The sequence below is a fragment of the Streptomyces sp. NPDC056222 genome (genome assembly GCF_042264065.1).
In the GTDB taxonomy this organism is placed as follows: domain Bacteria; phylum Actinomycetota; class Actinomycetes; order Streptomycetales; family Streptomycetaceae; genus Streptomyces.
Genome location: NZ_JBHJTL010000051.1, coordinates 41,902 through 58,610, shown reverse-complemented (window position 1 = coordinate 58,610; position 16,709 = coordinate 41,902). Strand labels below are relative to the sequence as shown.

Genomic DNA, 16,709 nt, shown 5'->3' with positions numbered 1-16,709 from the left:
CCTCTTGCTCACCTCCCTTTTGCTGAGGCCGGGGCCCCCCCCCCGCCCCGGGGGGTTTTTGGAAACCGCCCCCCCCGGGTGATTTTTTTCCGTTTAACGGGGGTACGGCCCCCACCCCGAGGGGTGCGGCCCTTCCGTACTGCTGAGAGCAGCGTTACGCGGCGACAACCTCGACGCCGAGCTTCGCGGCAACCTCGGGGTGCAGACGCACGGACACCTGGTGCGAGCCCAGGGTCTTGATCGGCGAACCGAGCTCGACGCGACGCTTGTCGACGTCGGGGCCACCCGCGGACTTGATCGCCGTGGCGATGTCGGCCGGGGTCACGGAGCCGAAGAGGCGGCCGGCGTCGCCGGAGCGAACGGCCAGACGCACCTTCACGCCCTCGAGCTGGGCCTTGACCTCGTTGGCCTGCTCGATGGTCGCGATCTCGTGGATCTTGCGGGCGCGGCGGATCTGCGCCACGTCCTTCTCGCCACCCTTGGTCCAGCGGATCGCGAAACCACGCGGGACCAGGTAGTTGCGAGCGTAACCGTCCTTGACGTCGACGACATCGCCGGCGGCACCGAGGCCAGAGACCTCGTGGGTCAGGATGATCTTCATTAGTTGGTCACCCTTCCCTTATCGCGCGGTGGACGTGTAGGGCAGCAGCGCCATCTCACGGCTGTTCTTCACGGCCGTGGCGACGTCACGCTGGTGCTGCGTGCAGTTGCCGGTGACGCGGCGGGCACGGATCTTGCCGCGGTCGGAAATGAACTTCCGCAGCATGTTCGTGTCCTTGTAGTCCACGTACGCGGTCTTGTCCTTGCAGAACGCGCAGACCTTCTTCTTAGGCTTGCGCACAGGCGGCTTCGCCATGGTGTTTCTCCTGTGTGATCAAGAAGTTGGGGTACGAGCTGTCTTCCAGGGGAGTGCCCTAGAAGGGAGGCTCGTCCGAGTAGCCGCCGCCGCTGGAGTTTCCACCCCAGCCGCCTCCGCCGCCCTGCTGCTGGCCGCCACCGGCCGGCGCGCTGGTCGCCCACGGGTCGTCGGCGGGAGCACCGCCACCACCCTGCTGGCCACCACCGGAGCTTCCGCCCCAGCTGCCGCCGCCCTGCTGCTGGCCGCCACCGCCGCCATAGCCACCCTGGCCACCGCGACCCGTGGTCTTGGTGACCTTGGCCGTGGCGTTCTTGAGGCTGGGGCCGACTTCCTCGACGTCCAGCTCGTAGACCGTGCGCTTGACGCCCTCGCGGTCCTCATAGGACCGCTGCTTCAGCCGGCCCTGCACGACAACGCGCATGCCTCGCTGGAGCGACTCGGCGACGTTCTCCGCCGCCTGACGCCAGACCGAGCAGGTCAGGAACAGGCTCTCGCCGTCCTTCCACTCATTGGTCTGACGGTCGAAGGTGCGGGGGGTGGACGCGATACGGAACTTCGCGACCGCCGCACCGGACGGGGTGAAGCGCAGCTCGGGGTCGTCGACAAGATTGCCGACGACCGTGATGACGGTCTCGCCTGCCATTGGGTGAACCTCTCGGCGGGATTGCTTCTGGCTGCTTACTGCTACTCGAACCCGATGACCTCTGAGCTAGGTGCTCAGTGGGTCTCGGGACGGAGGACCTTGGTCCGGAGGACCGACTCGTTCAGGTTCATCTGGCGGTCGAGCTCCTTGACGACCGCAGGCTCGGCCTGCAGGTCGATGACCGAGTAGATGCCCTCGGGCTTCTTCTTGATCTCGTAGGCGAGACGACGACGGCCCCAGGTGTCGACCTTCTCGACCTTTCCGTTGCCCTCACGGACGACAGAAAGGAAGTTCTCGATCAGCGGGGAGACAGCGCGCTCCTCGAGATCGGGGTCGAGGATGACCATCACCTCGTAGTGACGCATGTGGAACCCACCTCCTTTGGACTCAGCGGCCACGGTCGTTCCGTGGCAGGAGGGTCGTGATGCGTAAGCAACGGTATCGGCCGCCACTGACAATCCCCCTCGGCGAGCGAGGAGGCCGTCGGGGCCCTGGATGGACCTGGGCAGACACCGGTGCAGACCGTACAGACTACCTGCACACCGGCTTCCGGTTGAAATCCGGTGGTGAGGGGACGCAATCTGTACACAGCGGATGTCGGCGGCGCTAGGATGCGCCGCCTTCCCGGAAGCCACGCCAGGAGGTGCCCCATGGCACAGGCCATGCGACCCGACCCCGGACATTCCCTTCTCGCCACCGACGGCAAGCCCCACCCGCTCCAGGACACGCTGGTCGGGGTGACTCTCTTCCTCGGAGTCCTCTCCTTCATCACCGCCCAGTTCCACGACCTCCACGTCCTGGCTTCCTGGGCAGGACTGATCGGCATCGGGACGGGCGCGTTCGGGCAGTTCATCTCGGTGACCACGAGGGAACGCTTCGCCTTGATCGTCGGGCTCGGCGCCTCGGCCGTCGGCTTCTATCTCGGCATGTTCTACGGAGGCCTCGCCTGAGCCATCTCGGGCCCTCCACCGGCCAAGGGACACACGCACAATCGGGGCGCTCCCCGGTCACAGTAGGCTTCGGCGCGAGAGCCGGAGCCCCTGACCGATGGGGACACACCTGCCGAGGAGCGCCCCGCATGAGCCTGACCCTGAGGACCATCAGCCGTGAGCAGCATCTGGCATTCATCCAGAGCCAGCCCGCGGCGAGCCACTGCCAGGTCCCGGCGTGGGCTGATGTGAAGACCGAGTGGCGCTCGGAGAACCTGGGTTGGTTCGACAAGTCCGGTGAACTCGTCGGCGCGGGCCTCGTCCTCTACCGCCAGCTGCCGAAGATCAAGCGCTACCTGGCCTATCTGCCCGAGGGCCCGGTCATCAACTGGTACGCCCCCAACCTCGACGACTGGCTGCAGCCGATGCTCGCGCATCTCAAGCAGCAGGGCGCCTTCTCCGTGAAGATGGGCCCGCCGGTCGTCATCCGGCGTTGGGACTCCGCCGCCATCAAGTCCGGTATCCAGGACCCGGACGTGAAGCGCCTGAAGGACGTCGAGGCCTCGCACATCGAGCCGCGTGCCTTCGAAGTCGCCGACCGGCTGCGGAAGATGGGCTGGCAGCAGGGCGAGGACGGCGGCGCCGGCTTCGGCGACGTCCAGCCCCGCTACGTCTTCCAGGTCCCCCTCGCGAACCGCTCCCTCGACGATGTCCTCAAGGGCTTCAACCAGCTGTGGCGCCGCAACATCAAGAAGGCCGACAAGGCCGGCGTCGAGGTCGTCCAGGGCGGCTACGAGGACCTCGCCGAGTGGCAGCGGCTGTACGAGATCACAGCCGTCCGCGACCACTTCCGCCCGCGCCCGCTCTCGTACTTCCAGCGCATGTGGACCGTCCTCAACAACGAGGACCCCAATCGCATGCGGCTGTACTTCGCCCGCCACAACGGGGTGAACCTGTCCGCGGCCACCATGCTCGTGGTCGGCGGGCACGTCTGGTACTCGTACGGAGCCTCGGACAACATCGGCCGCGAGGTCCGGCCCTCGAACGCGATGCAGTGGCGGATGCTGCGCGACGCCTACGCGATGGGCGCGACCGTCTACGACCTGCGGGGCATCTCGGACTCGCTCGACGAGACCGACCACCTCTTCGGCCTGATCCAGTTCAAGGTCGGCACGGGCGGCGAAGCGGTGGAGTACGTCGGCGAATGGGACTTCCCGCTCAACAAGCTCCTGCACAAGGCGCTCGACATCTACATGTCGCGCCGCTGACGGTTGCGTAGTCTCGTACGTAATCTCGTAGGTCTCGTACATACCTTTGATACACCGCAGCCATCAGAAAGGTTCCGGGCCGGCCATGGCGCTCTCCCTCTACGTCGACACCGCTCGCTGGCGGGCGCACCAGAAGTCCGTGATCGACCAGTTCCCCGGACTGATCCCGGTCTGCAAGGGCAACGGCTACGGATTCGGCCATGAGCGGCTGGCCGACGAGGCGGCCCGCTTCGGCTCGGACATGCTGGCCGTCGGCACCACGTACGAGGCCGCCAAGATCAAGGACTGGTTCGGCGGCGACCTGCTCGTCCTCACCCCGTTCCGACGGGGCGAGGAGCCGGTGCCGCTGCCGGACCGGGTGATCCGCTCCGTGTCGTCCGTGGACGGCGTGCACGCCCTCGTGGGCGCGCGGGTCGTCATCGAGTGCATGAGCTCGATGAAGCGCCACGGCATCCTCGAGGAGGACCTCGGCCGGCTGCACGCCGCCATCGAGGACGTACGGCTCGAGGGCTTCGCGCTCCACCTGCCCCTGGACCGCACCGACGGCACCGACGCGGTCGAGGAGGTCATCGCCTGGATGGACCGCCTGCGGGCCGCCAGGCTGCCGCTGCACACCATGTTCGTGAGCCATCTGCGGGCCGAGGAGCAGGCCAGGCTCCAGCAGCAGTTCCCGCAGACCCGGTTCCGCGCCCGGATCGGCACCCGGCTCTGGCTGGGCGACCACGAGGCGACCGAGTATCGGGGCGCCGTCCTGGACGTCACCCGCGTCTCCAAGGGCGACCGCTTCGGCTACCGCCAGCAGAAGGCCGCCTCCGACGGCTGGCTGGTGGTCGTCGCAGGCGGAACCTCGCACGGAGTGGGCCTGGAGGCCCCCAAGGCGATGCACGGTGTCATGCCGCGCGCCAAGGGCGTGGCCCGTGCCGGCCTCGCGACCGTCAACCGGAACCTTTCGCCGTTCGTCTGGGCCGGCAAGCAGCGCTGGTTCGCCGAGCCGCCGCACATGCAGGTGTCGATCCTGTTCGTCCCGGCCGACGCCCAGGAGCCGAAGGTCGGCGACGAGCTGGTGGCCCACCTGCGGCACACCACCACGCAGTTCGACCGCCTCGTCGAGCGCTGAGCCTCCAGCAGCCCCCAGGCGCCCCCTGGAGGCCGCTGGAGCCCGCGCTACTCCCGCGGAACTCCCCACTCCACCCGTGGGCCGTCCACGGCCATGGCCGCGTGCCGCGCCGGGTGGGCGGCCCTGCCCCGTACGAAGACGTCCTCCGCGCCGTCCAGGACACCCCCTGAGGGGTCGTCCGAGCCGTCCTGCCGCACCACGTCCCGCTCGGGCGCCAGGATGTCCCGCACGATCACGGCGCACAGGTAGAGCGTGCCGAGGATGTGCAGGACGACGGCGAAGTGGTAGCCGTCCGTCGGCAGGCCCTGCTTGTTGCCGCTCATGGTGAAGGCCAGGTACATCCAGATCCCGAGGAAGTACATGACCTCGCAGGCCTGCCAGATCAGGAAGTCGCGCCAGCGCGGCCGGGCCAGTGCGGCCAGCGGAATGAGCCACAGGACGTACTGCGGCGAGTACACCTTGTTCGTCAGCACGAACGCGGCAACGACCAGGAACGCGAGCTGGACGAAGCGGGGCCGGCGGGGTGCCGTGAGCGTCAGGACACCGAGGCCCGCGCAGGCGAGGAGCATCAGAAGGATCGCGAACGTGTTCGCCGTACTCGGCGCGATCGGCTCACCACTGCGCTGGCTGATCAGCAGCCAGAACGACCCGAAGTCGACGTTCCGGTCGGTGCTGAAGGTGTAGAACTGCTTCCACCCCTCGGGCGCGAGCAGCATGATCGGCAGGTTCACCACGAGCCAGGCCCCCGCCGCACCGAGCAGCGCCGCCCCGTACTCCCGCCACCGGCAGGCCCGCCAGCACAGCAGCAGCAGAGGGCCGAGGAGCAGGACCGGATAGAACTTGGCGGCGGTCGCGAGGCCGATCAGGATGCCGAACGCGAGCGGACGGCCTCGTGACCACATCAGGATCGCGGCGCAGGTCAGCGCGACGGCCAGCAGATCCCAGTTGACGGTTGCGGTGAGCGCGAACGCGGGGGCCAGGGCGACGAGCAGAGCGTCCCAGGGCCGACGACGGTGGGTTCGGGCGACACAGACGGCCATGACGGCGGCGCAGACCATGAGCATGGCCGCGTTGACCATCCAGAAGACCTGCTCACGGTGCATCAAGTCGCTGCCGCCCGGCGTGAGCCAGGCTGCGACCTGCATGAACAGACCGGTCAGGACCGGGTACTCCAGGAACTCTATGTCGCTGTTCAGCCGGTCGAAGTACGGCACCATGCCGTCGGCGAACCCGCGCCCCGCGAAGAGGTGCGGGATGTCGGAGTAGCAGGCGTGGGTGTACTGGGACGTGGTGCCCCGGAACCATGCCCAGTCGTAACACGGGATCTTCTGCACCATCCCGAGGGCAAACATCCCGATGGCCACCAGTGCGATCACTCGCACAGGGGTGAGGGCACCGGTACCGAGCAGCGCCCGGCGGCCGATCGGGCCGCCGATCAGTTCACTGCCCGCCGCCGCGACCTCGTCGCGCTGGGTGGGGCACACCACCGGCGGGTCCTGCGGGCGGTCCTGAGACGGACTCGTCTTGTGGAGGCTCGGCATGGGGGACATCCTGCCGTACGTCCCTGGGAAACGGTGAGGGCCGCCGTGCCCGGCCACGCACCTGGGGTACGTGTCGGGTACGGCGGCCCTCAGGACCGTGCCGGGCGGGCCCGGCAGGCGGATCAGCCGCCGCTCAGCCCCCAGGTTCCACCGTTCGGCCTGCCTCCACCGTTGTCGTCGGTGGCTGTCGGCGTGGGTGACGTCGGCGTCGAGGTCGCACCGCCGTCGGAGGCCCCGCCGCTGTCATTGCCCGAGGTGGCGCCACCGTCCTGCCCGCCGTTGTCGTCGCACGGCCAGTCCCAGACATCACAGGTCTTGCCGGGCTTCGGCGAGTTGCTGGGCCTCGTCGAAGGGGTCTGCGACGGGGTGGAGGAGGGCGTCTCGGAAGGCGTCGGCGAAGGCGTCGGCGTGGGGCTGGTCAGACCGCCACCGAAGACCGGGTCCACGTCCAGGTCCTCCGGCTCCGGGAAGGACTTGACCTCCACGCCCTTGTGCGCGGCGGTCATGTAGTTGTGCCAGATCTGGGACGGGAACGAGGAACCGTGGATCTTCGGCTGGTCACCCGTGCCGTACATCTCCTCGAACTTGCGGCCCTGCTTGGTCTCGTCGTCGTCGAAGCGGTACATGTCGATCGCCGTCGACAGCTGCGGGGTGTAGCCCACGAACCATGCCGACTCGTTGCCGTCGGTCGTACCGGTCTTGCCGGCGGCCTTCCGGTCGTCCAGCTTGGCCTTCTTGCCGGTGCCCTTCTCGACGACGTCCGTGAGGACATCAGTGATGTTGCTGGCCACGGCGGTGGAGAAGGCACGCTCCGGCTTGGCCTCGTGCTTGTAGATGACCTGGCCCTTCTCCTTCACCTCGGTGACGGAGTACGGGTCGTTCTGCTCACCGTTGTTCGCGAAGGTCGCGTAGGAACCGGCCATCCGGATCGCGCTCGGAGAGGAGATACCGAGAGAGAACGAAGGCACCTCGCCCTTCACCAGCGAGGTCTCCAGGAGACCCGCCTTCTTGGCTGCCTGACGGACGTTGTCGATGCCGACGTCCATGCCGAGCTGCACAAAGGGCGAGTTGAGGGACTTGATCATCGCCAGCCGGAGATCGGCCTTCTTGACGCTCGAGTTCTCATCGTTGTTCTGGAGCCACGGCTTGCCGTTCTCGTCCTGCCAGACCGAGCCGTCGTAGTTCTTGACCTTGTAGTCGTCCACGCCGCTGTAGAAGGTCTTGTCGGGGTCGACGACGGTCCGGACGGAGGGGTCCTTGGGGTCGCGCACACCGTCGGTCATGGCCGCCGCGAGAACGAAGGGCTTGAACGTCGATCCGACCTTGGCGCCGGTCTCGTCCGCGTTGTTGGTGAAGTGCTTGGTGGCGTCGGTGCCGCCGTAGATGGCGACGATCGCACCGTCCTTGGGGTCGACCGAGGCACCGCCGAACTGGACGTGGGTGTCCGTCTCCGGTCGCTTCTTCGGGTCGATGTGCCCGTCGTAGATCTTCTTGATGGAGTCCTCGAGAGCCTTGACCTTCTTCTTGTCGAAGGTCGTGTGGATCTCGTAACCGCCCTCGGCGAGCTTCTTCGCGTCCATCCCCGGGTGGTTGTTGATGAAGTTGGCTTTGGCCGTGCTCACCAGATAGCCGATCTGGCCGGTCAGCTGGGCGCTCTTCTTCGGCGGCTGCACCTTGGGGAAGTTCGGGTACTTCGCCCGATCCGCGGCTTCGAGGCTACCGTCGTTGACCATCTCGCCGAGGATCCAGTTCCACCGCTCGGTGGCACGGGCCGTGTTCGCCTGGGCCGTCGCCTTCGTGTCGATGTCGGTGGAGCCCGCAGGGTCGTAGTAGGTCGCGCCCTTGAGCAGGGAGGCGAGGAAGGCGGACTCGCTGACGTTGAGCTTCTCGGCGTCCTTGTTGAAGTACGTCCGGGCCGCGGCCTGAATGCCGTAAGCCCCGCGGCCGTAGTACGCCGTGTTCAGATAGCCCGCCATGATGTCGGGCTTCTCCATCTCGGCGCCGACCTTTATGGAGATGAAGAGCTCCTGGATCTTACGGGTCAGAGTCTGCGACTGGTCGTTGAGCATGTTGTTCTTCACGAACTGCTGGGTGATCGTCGAGCCACCCTGGGTCTGACCGCCCTTGGCCATGTTCCAGACGGCACGACCGATACCCATCGGGTCGATGCCCGAGTCGGACTTGAACGTCTTGTTCTCGGCCGAGATCACCGCGTCCTGCATGTGCTTCGGGATCTTCTCGATCCCGATGATCTGGCGGTTGACCTCACCACCGGTCGCGGCCATCTGCGAGCCGTCGGCCCAGTAGTAGACGTTGTTCTGCGCCGTGGCTGCGTCGGCCGGCTCGGGGATCACCACCTGGGAGTACGCGATCGTCGCCGCACCCATCATGCCGCCGAAGAACACCAGACAGAGGCCGGTGACGAGCTTCCACGAGGGCATCCAGCGGCGCCAGCCGTACTTGCCGTACCGCGGGTAGTCGATGATCCGCTTCTTGCCCGGCGGACGGTCCCCGCCACGGCCGCGGCCCGGACCGCCCTGGCCTCCGCCGCCACCACCGCGCCGGCCGCCGCCAGCACCGCCGGCACCGCCTCCGTCGGGGGAACGCCGACGGCTACCGCCGCGCTGTGCCGCGCGACGGGCCTCGGCCCGCCCTCCGTAGGTTCGCTCCTCTTCGTACCCTGACGAAGGGGACCCCGTACTCACGTCCCGCGACTGGGCTGACCTGCGGCCCGTGGGCTGCTGGGCAGCGCGTCGGGCCGCCGCGCGGCCGCCACTCGGCGGCTGCGACTGCGGCATTTTGCGACGGTGCTCGCTCATCGAACGACTACTCCTCGGGCAGGCGTGTACGCCTGGAAGCGGCAGTTGAGTTCCGGTCCCCCCGAAATGCGGACGGCCGAGCCTCATCGAAGACTCCTCCGTACCGCAGCCGGTCACCCGCATCACTGACGCCCGGCGGCGTCGCTCGGTTCCCGGTGCTCTGCATGCCGCACAGACTACGCACGGTCAAAACCTGCCTAGCGGCGAAGTTCACCCCAAATCAGGCAACTCAATTGCTGTGAATTGACGATGTGATGCCGGTCACTGTGGCCCCACTTGTCGCAGGAGAGTGGCCGTTCTATCGTCATGATGTATCGAGTCGATACATCAGTGCGGCATAAGAGCCCTGAAGGCGGAGGAGGAGGCGGATGAGCAGACGCTCGGGAATCCTCGAGTTCGCCGTCCTCGGCCTGCTCCGAGAAGCGCCCATGCACGGGTACGAGCTGCGCAAGCGGCTCAACACCTCGCTGGGCATCTTCCGTGCCTTCAGCTACGGGACCCTCTATCCCTGCCTCAAGACGCTGGTCGCCAACGGCTGGTTGATCGAGGAGCCGGGAAGCGCCCCCGAGGACGCTCTCGCCGCTTCACTCGCAGGGCGCCGCGCCAAGATCGTCTACCGGTTGACGGGCGAAGGTAAGGAGCACTTCGAAGAGCTCCTTTCCCACACCGGCCCGGACACCTGGGAGGACGAACACTTCGCCGCCCGCTTCGCCTTCTTCGGTCAGACCGAGCGCGAGGTGCGGATGCGAGTGCTGGAAGGACGCCGCAGTCGGCTGGAGGAGCGTCTGGAGAAGATGCGCGCCTCTCTCGCCCGTACACGCGAGCGCCTCGACGACTACACGCTTGAGCTGCAGCGCCACGGTATGGAGTCCGTGGAGCGCGAAGTGCGCTGGCTGAACGAGCTCATCGAGAGCGAGCGGGCGGGGCGGGATCAGCGATCCGGCCCCGACGCCCCCGAGGGCGCCGCTCGGCACGACAACGATTCTGGAGAAACGGGCGGCCTGCCCCGGCACGGGGGCAGTACCCGGCCGGATCCGTCCGACGACACCGCCAAGTGAAACCCTGCGTCCCGCAGGGCTTCCACGATCACACAGGGAGCAACCGGAAATGGGTTCGGTTCGCGTAGCCATCGTCGGCGTGGGCAACTGCGCCGCCTCACTGGTGCAGGGCGTCGAGTACTACAAGGACGCCGACCCGGCGACCAAGGTGCCCGGCCTGATGCACGTCCAGTTCGGCGACTACCACGTCGGTGACGTCGAGTTCGTCGCCGCGTTCGACGTCGACGCCAAGAAGGTCGGTCTCGACCTCTCCGACGCCATCGGCGCCAGCGAGAACAACACCATCAAGATCTGCGACGTCCCGAACACGGGCGTCACGGTCCAGCGCGGCCACACCCTCGACGGCCTCGGCAAGTACTACCGCATGACCATCGAGGAGTCCGCCGAGGCCCCCGTGGACGTCGTCCAGGTCCTCAAGGACAAGCAGGTCGACGTGCTCGTCTGCTACCTGCCCGTGGGCTCCGAGGCCGCCGCGAAGTTCTACGCGCAGTGCGCCATCGACGCCAAGGTCGCGTTCGTCAACGCTCTTCCGGTCTTCATCGCCGGCACCAAGGAGTGGGCGGACAAGTTCACCGAGGCCGGTGTCCCGATCGTCGGTGACGACATCAAGTCCCAGGTCGGTGCCACCATCACGCACCGTGTGATGGCGAAGCTGTTCGAGGACCGCGGTGTCCGTCTTGAGCGCACCATGCAGCTCAACGTCGGCGGCAACATGGACTTCAAGAACATGCTCGAGCGCGACCGCCTCGAGTCCAAGAAGATCTCGAAGACGCAGGCCGTCACCTCGCAGATCCCCGACCGCGAGCTGGGCGAGAAGAACGTCCACATCGGTCCGTCGGACTACGTGGCCTGGCTGGACGACCGCAAGTGGGCGTACGTCCGCCTGGAGGGTCGCGCCTTCGGTGACGTTCCGCTGAACCTGGAGTACAAGCTCGAGGTGTGGGACTCCCCGAACTCGGCCGGTGTCATCATCGACGCCCTGCGTGCCGCGAAGATCGCCAAGGACCGGGGCATCGGTGGCCCGATCCTCTCCGCGTCCTCGTACTTCATGAAGTCCCCGCCGGTGCAGTACTTCGACGACGAGGCCTTCGCCAACGTCGAGAAGTTCATCAAGGGCGAGGTCGAGCGCTAAGACGCCGATCGAGTTCATCGATCGAGGGTCCCCGGTCTTTCGCCCGGGGGCCCTCTTCGTATGTGAGTCTTGCTGCCATGTCCGTCGTACGTGATCTGCGCGTACTCCTGCGCCTGACGAACTTCCGCCGTCTCCTGGCCGTCCGCCTGCTCTCGCAGTGCGCCGACGGCGTCTACCAGGTGGCGCTGGCCACGTACGTCGTCTTCTCCCCCGAGAAGCAGGCCTCTCCTGCCGCCATCGCCTCGGCCATGGCCGTGCTCCTGCTCCCGTACTCCCTCGTCGGCCCCTTCGCCGGAGTCCTCCTGGACCGCTGGCAGCGACGCCAGGTCTTCCTCTACGGGAATCTGCTGCGGACGCTCCTCGCCTGCGGAACGGCCGTACTGATGCTGGCCTCCGTGCCCGATTGGCTCTTCTACGCCTCGGCCCTCTCGGTGACCGCCGTCAACCGCTTCGTCCTCGCAGGTCTCTCCGCCGCACTGCCCCGGGTCGTCGACGCCGACCGGCTGGTCGTGGCCAACTCCCTCTCGCCGACCGCCGGCACCGTAGCGGCGACGGTGGGAGGCGGTCTGGCTTTCGGCGTACGCCTGATCTCCGAGGACTCCGACGCCGCGGTCGTGGCCCTGGGCGCTCTCCTCTATCTCTGCGCCGCCCTCGCCTCGCTGCGGATGCCCCGCGAGCTCCTCGGCCCCGACCCGGACATGGTCCAGCCCAGGCTCGGCGCCGCGCTGGCATCGACGGCCCGCGGCCTCATGGACGGGCTGCGCCATCTGGCCGAGCGGCGTCCCGCTGCACGTGCCCTGGCGGCGATGACATTGATGCGCTTCTGCTACGGCGGGCTGACGGTGGCCGTGCTGATGCTCTGCCGCTACGCCTGGAGCACCACGGAGTCCGAGGGGCTGGCGCTGCTGGGACTGGCCGTCGGCATCTCGGGCGCCGGCTTCTTCGCGGCCGCCGTCATCTCGCCCTGGGCGATGGGGCAGTTCGGCGCCTTCGGGTGGATGGCCCTGTGTGCGGGTTCTGCCGCCGTCCTGGTGCCCGCGCTGGGGCTGCCCTTCGCTCAGACTCCTCTGCTGATCGCGGCGTTCGTCCTCGGGCTCACCACGCAGGGAGCCAAGATCGCAACGGACACGGTGGTGCAGACGTCGGTGGACGACGCCTACCGCGGGCGAGTCTTCTCGCTCTACGACGTCCTCTTCAACGTCGCCTTCGTCGGTGCAGCCGCCGTCGCGGCGCTGATGCTCCCGCCGGACGGCCGGTCCGCCCCGCTCGTCGTGCTGGTGGCCGTGGTCTCGGGGGACAGGGCCGCGTTGCTGCGGCGCGGAGTTATCGTGGGGTTATTTTACACTTCAAAAATCCCCCCTCTGGATCCCCGCTCCGTCGATGTTTCACGTGAAACATCGACGGATCCGGCTCAGCTCTGGGTCGCCCACCACTCCTTGAGCGCTGCGACCGCCGCCTCGTGCTCCATCGGCCCGTTCTCCAGGCGCAGCTCCAACAGGAACTTGTACGCCTGCCCGACGGCCGGGCCGGGCCGGATGCCCAGGATCTCCTGGATCTGGTTGCCATCCAGGTCGGGACGGATCGAGTCCAGCTCCTCCTGCTCCTGGAGCTGCGCGATCCGCTCCTCCAGACCGTCATAGGCGCGCGAGAGCGCTCCGGCCTTGCGCTTGTTCCGCGTCGTGCAATCCGACCGGGTCAGCTTGTGCAGCCGCGAGAGCAGCGGGCCGGCATCGCGCACATAGCGACGGACCGCGGAGTCGGTCCACTCGCCGGTTCCATAGCCATGGAAGCGGAGATGGAGCTCCACGAGGCGCGAGACGTCCTTGATCATCTCGTTGGAGTACTTCAGCGCCGTCATCCGCTTCTTGGTCATCTTCGCGCCGACCACCTCGTGGTGGTGGAACGAGACCCGCCCGTCCTTCTCGAAGCGACGGGTACGCGGCTTGCCGATGTCGTGCAGCAGAGCGGCCAGCCGCAGCACGAGATCGGGCCCGTCCTCCTCCAGGTCGATCGCCTGGTCGAGGACGGTCAGGGAGTGCTCGTAGACATCCTTGTGCCGGTGGTGCTCGTCGCTCTCGAGCCGCAGGGCCGGGAGCTCGGGCAGGACGTGTTCGGCGAGGCCGGTGTCGACCAGCAGACCGAGGCCCTTCCGGGGGTACGTGGAGAGCAGCAGCTTGTTGAACTCGTCACGGACCCGCTCGGCGGAGACGATCTCGAGCCGGCCGGCCATGTCGGTCATCGCCGTGACGACCTCGGGGGCCACCTCGAAGTCGAGCTGGGCGCCGAAGCGTGCCGCACGCATCATCCGCAGCGGGTCGTCGGAGAAGGACTCCTCGGGCGTTCCGGGCGTCCGCAGCATCTGTGCGGCGAGGTCGTCGAGCCCACCGTGCGGGTCGATGAACTCCTTCTCCGGGAGGGCCACGGCCATGGCGTTGACCGTGAAGTCGCGCCGGACGAGGTCCTCCTCGATGGAGTCGCCGTAGGACACCTCGGGCTTGCGCGAGGTCCGGTCGTACGCCTCGGAGCGGTACGTCGTCACCTCGATCTGGTAGCCGCTCTTCTGGCACCCGACCGTGCCGAAGGCGATCCCGACCTCCCAGACCGCGTCCGCCCACGGGCGGACGATCTTCAGGACGTCCTCGGGGCGGGCGTCGGTGGTGAAATCGAGATCATTGCCGAGCCGGCCGAGCAACGCGTCCCGTACCGAGCCGCCGACCAGCGCGAGGCTGAACCCTGCCTCCTGGAAACGGACGGCGAGGTCGTCGGCGACAGGGGATACGCGCAGTAGTTCACTGACCGCGCGGCGTTGCACCTGGCTCAGTGCAGTCGGGGTGTCTTCGTTGGCGTTCGGCACAACAGAAAAGGGTACGTGCCCCGACCCGCGGCAGCGTCCCCGTTTTTCCTCACGGCCGACCCTCTCCGCGCATCAGCTGGAGCAGTCCCCGGCACTTGGCCACAGCGTGCCTCGTTACCATGCGTGGACACAGCAACGGCGAACAACCGACACCACTGATACGACGAGGACGGGCGAACGCGTGGCCGAGGCGGCAGACATCCAGGGGACCGTTCCCTCAACTGCCCGTCGTTGGCTGCGGCGCACAGCGTCACTCCTCGCAGGCGCGCCGCTACTGGCGGGCCTCCTGTACGGCGCGGCCACGCCGGCAGCAGCTGTCGAGACGGCCAGCGGCTCCCGGACCGTCGATGTGTCTCTCGACACGCTCTCCCCGAGCGCACCGGTCGAGAGCGACACGCTCACCGTCTCCGGGCGGGTCACCAACCAGAGCAAGCAGACGGTCACCGATGCCACGGTGGACGTCAGGGTCGGCCCCCGAATGACGAGCCGGAGCGAGATCGACGCCGTCTCGGGCCGTACCGGCTTCCACCCCGCCAGCGATCCCGCGCCCCTGGGCGGCAGCTACAAGGTCGAGATCCCCCGACTGGCAGCCGGACTCAGCCAGGAGTTCACGCTCTCCGTGCCGGTCGCCAAGCTCGGGCTCAAGGACGGGGGCGTCTACCAGCTGGGCGTCTCCCTCACCGGGCAGACGCCCGCCCAGCTGGGGGAGCGGGTGCTCGGGATCGAGCGGACCTTCCTGCCCTACCAGCCCGAGGCGACGGAGAAGAAGACACAGCTCACCTACCTCTGGCCGCTGATCTCCTCGGCCCATGTATCGGCGGAGACCGGTACGGACGACCAGCAGACGCCGGTCTTCGAGAACGACGAGCTGGCCGCCGAGCTCGCTCCGGGCGGGCGCCTGGACCACATGGTGACGCTGGGCAAGGAGCTCCCCGTCACCTGGGTGATCGACCCGGACCTGCTGGCCACGGTCGATGCCATGACGAAGAACTACCAGGTCAAGTCGGGCACAGAGACCGTGCCCGGCAAGAACCAGGCGGTCGCTGAGCGGTGGCTCGACGCGCTGGAGAAGGCCGTGGCGGGGCGCGAGGTCGTCGCGCTGCCGTTCGCCGACCCGGACATCGCCTCCCTCGCACACCGGGGCAAGGACGTCCCCGGCTCCGTGAGCCATCTCCAGCCCGCGACGGAGCTGGCCGGGACGACCGTGGAGACGATCCTCCATGTGCAGCCGTCCACCGACTTCTCCTGGCCCGTCGACGGAGCCGTCGACCCCTCGATCATGGATGTCGCGACCTCGGCCGGTGCCCGCAAGGTCATCGCCCGATCGGACAGCTTCCGGGACGACCTCCCGTACACCCCGACGGCGGCGCGGCCCGTCGGCGGCGGCACCACGGCCGTCGTCAGCGACGCCTATCTGTCGACGGCGTTCGAGGGCGACATGCTCCCCGCCGGGAACTCCACGCTCGCCGTCCAGGAGTTCCTGGCCCAGTCGCTCGCGGTGACCCTGGAACAGCCCGAACTGCAGCGCAGCATCGTGGTCGCTCCCCAGCGGATGCCGACCACGGCCCAGGCGCAGAGCATGGCGAGCGCGCTGCGCGGCCTGTCGGCCCAGCGCTGGACCCAGTCGCAGGACCTGATCGCCGCCTCCGCGGTGAAGCCGGACCCGGACGCGAACACCAAGGTGCCCAGCGCCTCCCGCTACCCGCAGGCTCTGCGGAAGCAGGAACTGCCGGTGCAGGCCTTCCGCGAGATGCAGGACACCCGCGGGGCGCTCGACGACTTCAAGGTCATCCTGACCCAGCCGGACCGTGTGGTGACACCGTTCGGCAACGCGATCAGCCGCGAGATGTCCACGTCCTGGCGCGGACAGGCTCCTGCGGCGTCGCTCTATCGGATCACGGTGCAGGACTACCTGCAGACCCTCTCCAAGGGGGTCCAGCTGATCAGCAAGTCGGACCTCACGCTCTCCGGCCGCAGCGCCACCATCCCGGTGACGGTCCAGAACAAGCTGCTGCAGGGTGTGGACAATCTGGTGCTGCGGCTGACCTCCAGCAACAAGACCCGTCTGAATCTCAACGGCAGTGACGTCCACGAACTGCCCGTCAAGATCGACGGTGGGCACAGCCAGTCGGTGAAGTTCACCGCCTCGGCCAACGCCAACGGCCCGGTGCCGATGACGGCGCAGCTGTTCACCGCGGACGGCACGCCGTACGGACAGCCGATGAACTTCACGGTGAAGGTCTCCGAGATCACTCCGACCGTGATGCTCGTCATCGCCGGCGGTGTCCTGCTCCTGGTCCTCGCCGGCGCGCGGATGTACACCCAGCGAAAGCGCGCGGCGGCCAGGAACGCCGAAGCGGAGGCCGCGGAGGACAACGATCCCGAGCAGCCGAGTGACCCGACACCGGACACCGGTCCCGAAAGCGGCGACCCGTCGGGCCCGGGTGAGAAGGTGGACCGTTGAGCGATGTCGTGGCCGGTCGGCCGGG

13 protein-coding genes and 1 pseudogene are annotated in these 16,709 nt (G+C 67.8%); 7 read left to right on the top strand and 7 right to left on the bottom strand.

From position 1 onward, the window contains the following. Positions 1-154: 154 nt before the first annotated feature. The 4 genes from rplI to rpsF all read right to left on the bottom strand — a co-directional run bounded on the left by rplI (position 155) and on the right by rpsF (position 1,867). Complete coding sequence (gene rplI, locus ACFC0D_RS23350; RefSeq protein WP_356887286.1) at positions 155-601, bottom strand: 50S ribosomal protein L9; 447 nt, start codon at positions 599-601, stop codon at positions 155-157. 18 nt (positions 602-619) lie between these two features. Further along, complete coding sequence (gene rpsR, locus ACFC0D_RS23345) at positions 620-856, bottom strand: 30S ribosomal protein S18 (protein WP_005315025.1); 237 nt, start codon at positions 854-856, stop codon at positions 620-622. A 58-nt stretch (positions 857-914) separates the two neighbouring features. Beyond that, the gene (locus ACFC0D_RS23340; RefSeq protein WP_376439095.1) at positions 915-1,502 is read right to left on the bottom strand and encodes a single-stranded DNA-binding protein; all 588 of its coding nucleotides are present in this window, start codon (positions 1,500-1,502) and stop codon (positions 915-917) included. A 74-nt stretch (positions 1,503-1,576) separates the two neighbouring features. Continuing rightward, positions 1,577-1,867 carry a 30S ribosomal protein S6 gene (rpsF, locus tag ACFC0D_RS23335; protein WP_004950685.1) on the bottom strand — a complete coding sequence of 97 codons (291 nt, stop codon included), beginning with the start codon at positions 1,865-1,867 and terminating at the stop codon, positions 1,577-1,579. 285 nt (positions 1,868-2,152) lie between these two features. On the opposite strand from rpsF, the gene ACFC0D_RS23330 reads away from it, so the two are divergent. From ACFC0D_RS23330 to ACFC0D_RS23320, 3 genes are all read left to right on the top strand, one after another. Then, positions 2,153-2,452 (top strand): hypothetical protein, encoded by a 300-nt coding sequence (locus ACFC0D_RS23330; protein ID WP_376439093.1) that lies wholly within the window; start codon positions 2,153-2,155, stop codon positions 2,450-2,452. Between the two features lie 128 nt (positions 2,453-2,580). Next, on the top strand, positions 2,581-3,699 hold the full coding sequence (locus ACFC0D_RS23325; protein WP_361435418.1) for a peptidoglycan bridge formation glycyltransferase FemA/FemB family protein: 1,119 nt from the start codon (positions 2,581-2,583) through the stop codon (positions 3,697-3,699). A gap of 85 nt (positions 3,700-3,784) precedes the next feature. After that, a complete protein-coding gene (locus ACFC0D_RS23320; RefSeq protein WP_376439089.1) occupies positions 3,785-4,816 on the top strand; it encodes an alanine racemase in 1,032 nt (343 codons plus the stop codon). A gap of 47 nt (positions 4,817-4,863) precedes the next feature. On the opposite strand, the gene ACFC0D_RS23315 is transcribed toward ACFC0D_RS23320, so the two are convergent. Beyond that, positions 4,864-6,357, bottom strand: coding sequence for a glycosyltransferase family 87 protein (locus ACFC0D_RS23315; protein WP_376439086.1), 1,494 nt, complete (start codon positions 6,355-6,357; stop codon positions 4,864-4,866). A 122-nt stretch (positions 6,358-6,479) separates the two neighbouring features. Beyond that, entirely contained in the window at positions 6,480-9,176 is a 2,697-nt protein-coding gene (locus ACFC0D_RS23310) for a transglycosylase domain-containing protein (RefSeq protein ID WP_376439084.1), read from the bottom strand. A 368-nt stretch (positions 9,177-9,544) separates the two neighbouring features. Here ACFC0D_RS23310 and ACFC0D_RS23305 point away from each other — a divergent pair, with 368 nt between their 5' ends. From ACFC0D_RS23305 to ACFC0D_RS23295, 3 genes and pseudogenes are all read left to right on the top strand, one after another. Continuing rightward, positions 9,545-10,234, top strand: a complete 690-nt coding sequence (locus ACFC0D_RS23305) for a helix-turn-helix transcriptional regulator (RefSeq protein ID WP_376439081.1) — start codon at positions 9,545-9,547, stop codon at positions 10,232-10,234. Positions 10,235-10,283: 49 nt separating this feature from the next. Next, positions 10,284-11,366, top strand: a complete 1,083-nt coding sequence (locus ACFC0D_RS23300) for an inositol-3-phosphate synthase (RefSeq protein ID WP_376439078.1) — start codon at positions 10,284-10,286, stop codon at positions 11,364-11,366. Positions 11,367-11,443: 77 nt separating this feature from the next. Then, positions 11,444-12,685: pseudogene (locus ACFC0D_RS23295) on the top strand (MFS transporter); the annotation flags it as partial. 92 nt (positions 12,686-12,777) lie between these two features. Here ACFC0D_RS23295 and ACFC0D_RS23290 read toward each other — a convergent pair. Next, a complete protein-coding gene (locus ACFC0D_RS23290; protein WP_376439075.1) occupies positions 12,778-14,220 on the bottom strand; it encodes a CCA tRNA nucleotidyltransferase in 1,443 nt (480 codons plus the stop codon). Between the two features lie 181 nt (positions 14,221-14,401). Between ACFC0D_RS23290 and ACFC0D_RS23285 the strand changes: the two genes are divergently transcribed. Next, positions 14,402-16,684, top strand: a complete 2,283-nt coding sequence (locus tag ACFC0D_RS23285) for a DUF6049 family protein (RefSeq protein WP_376439072.1) — start codon at positions 14,402-14,404, stop codon at positions 16,682-16,684. Positions 16,685-16,709 lie beyond the last annotated feature (25 nt).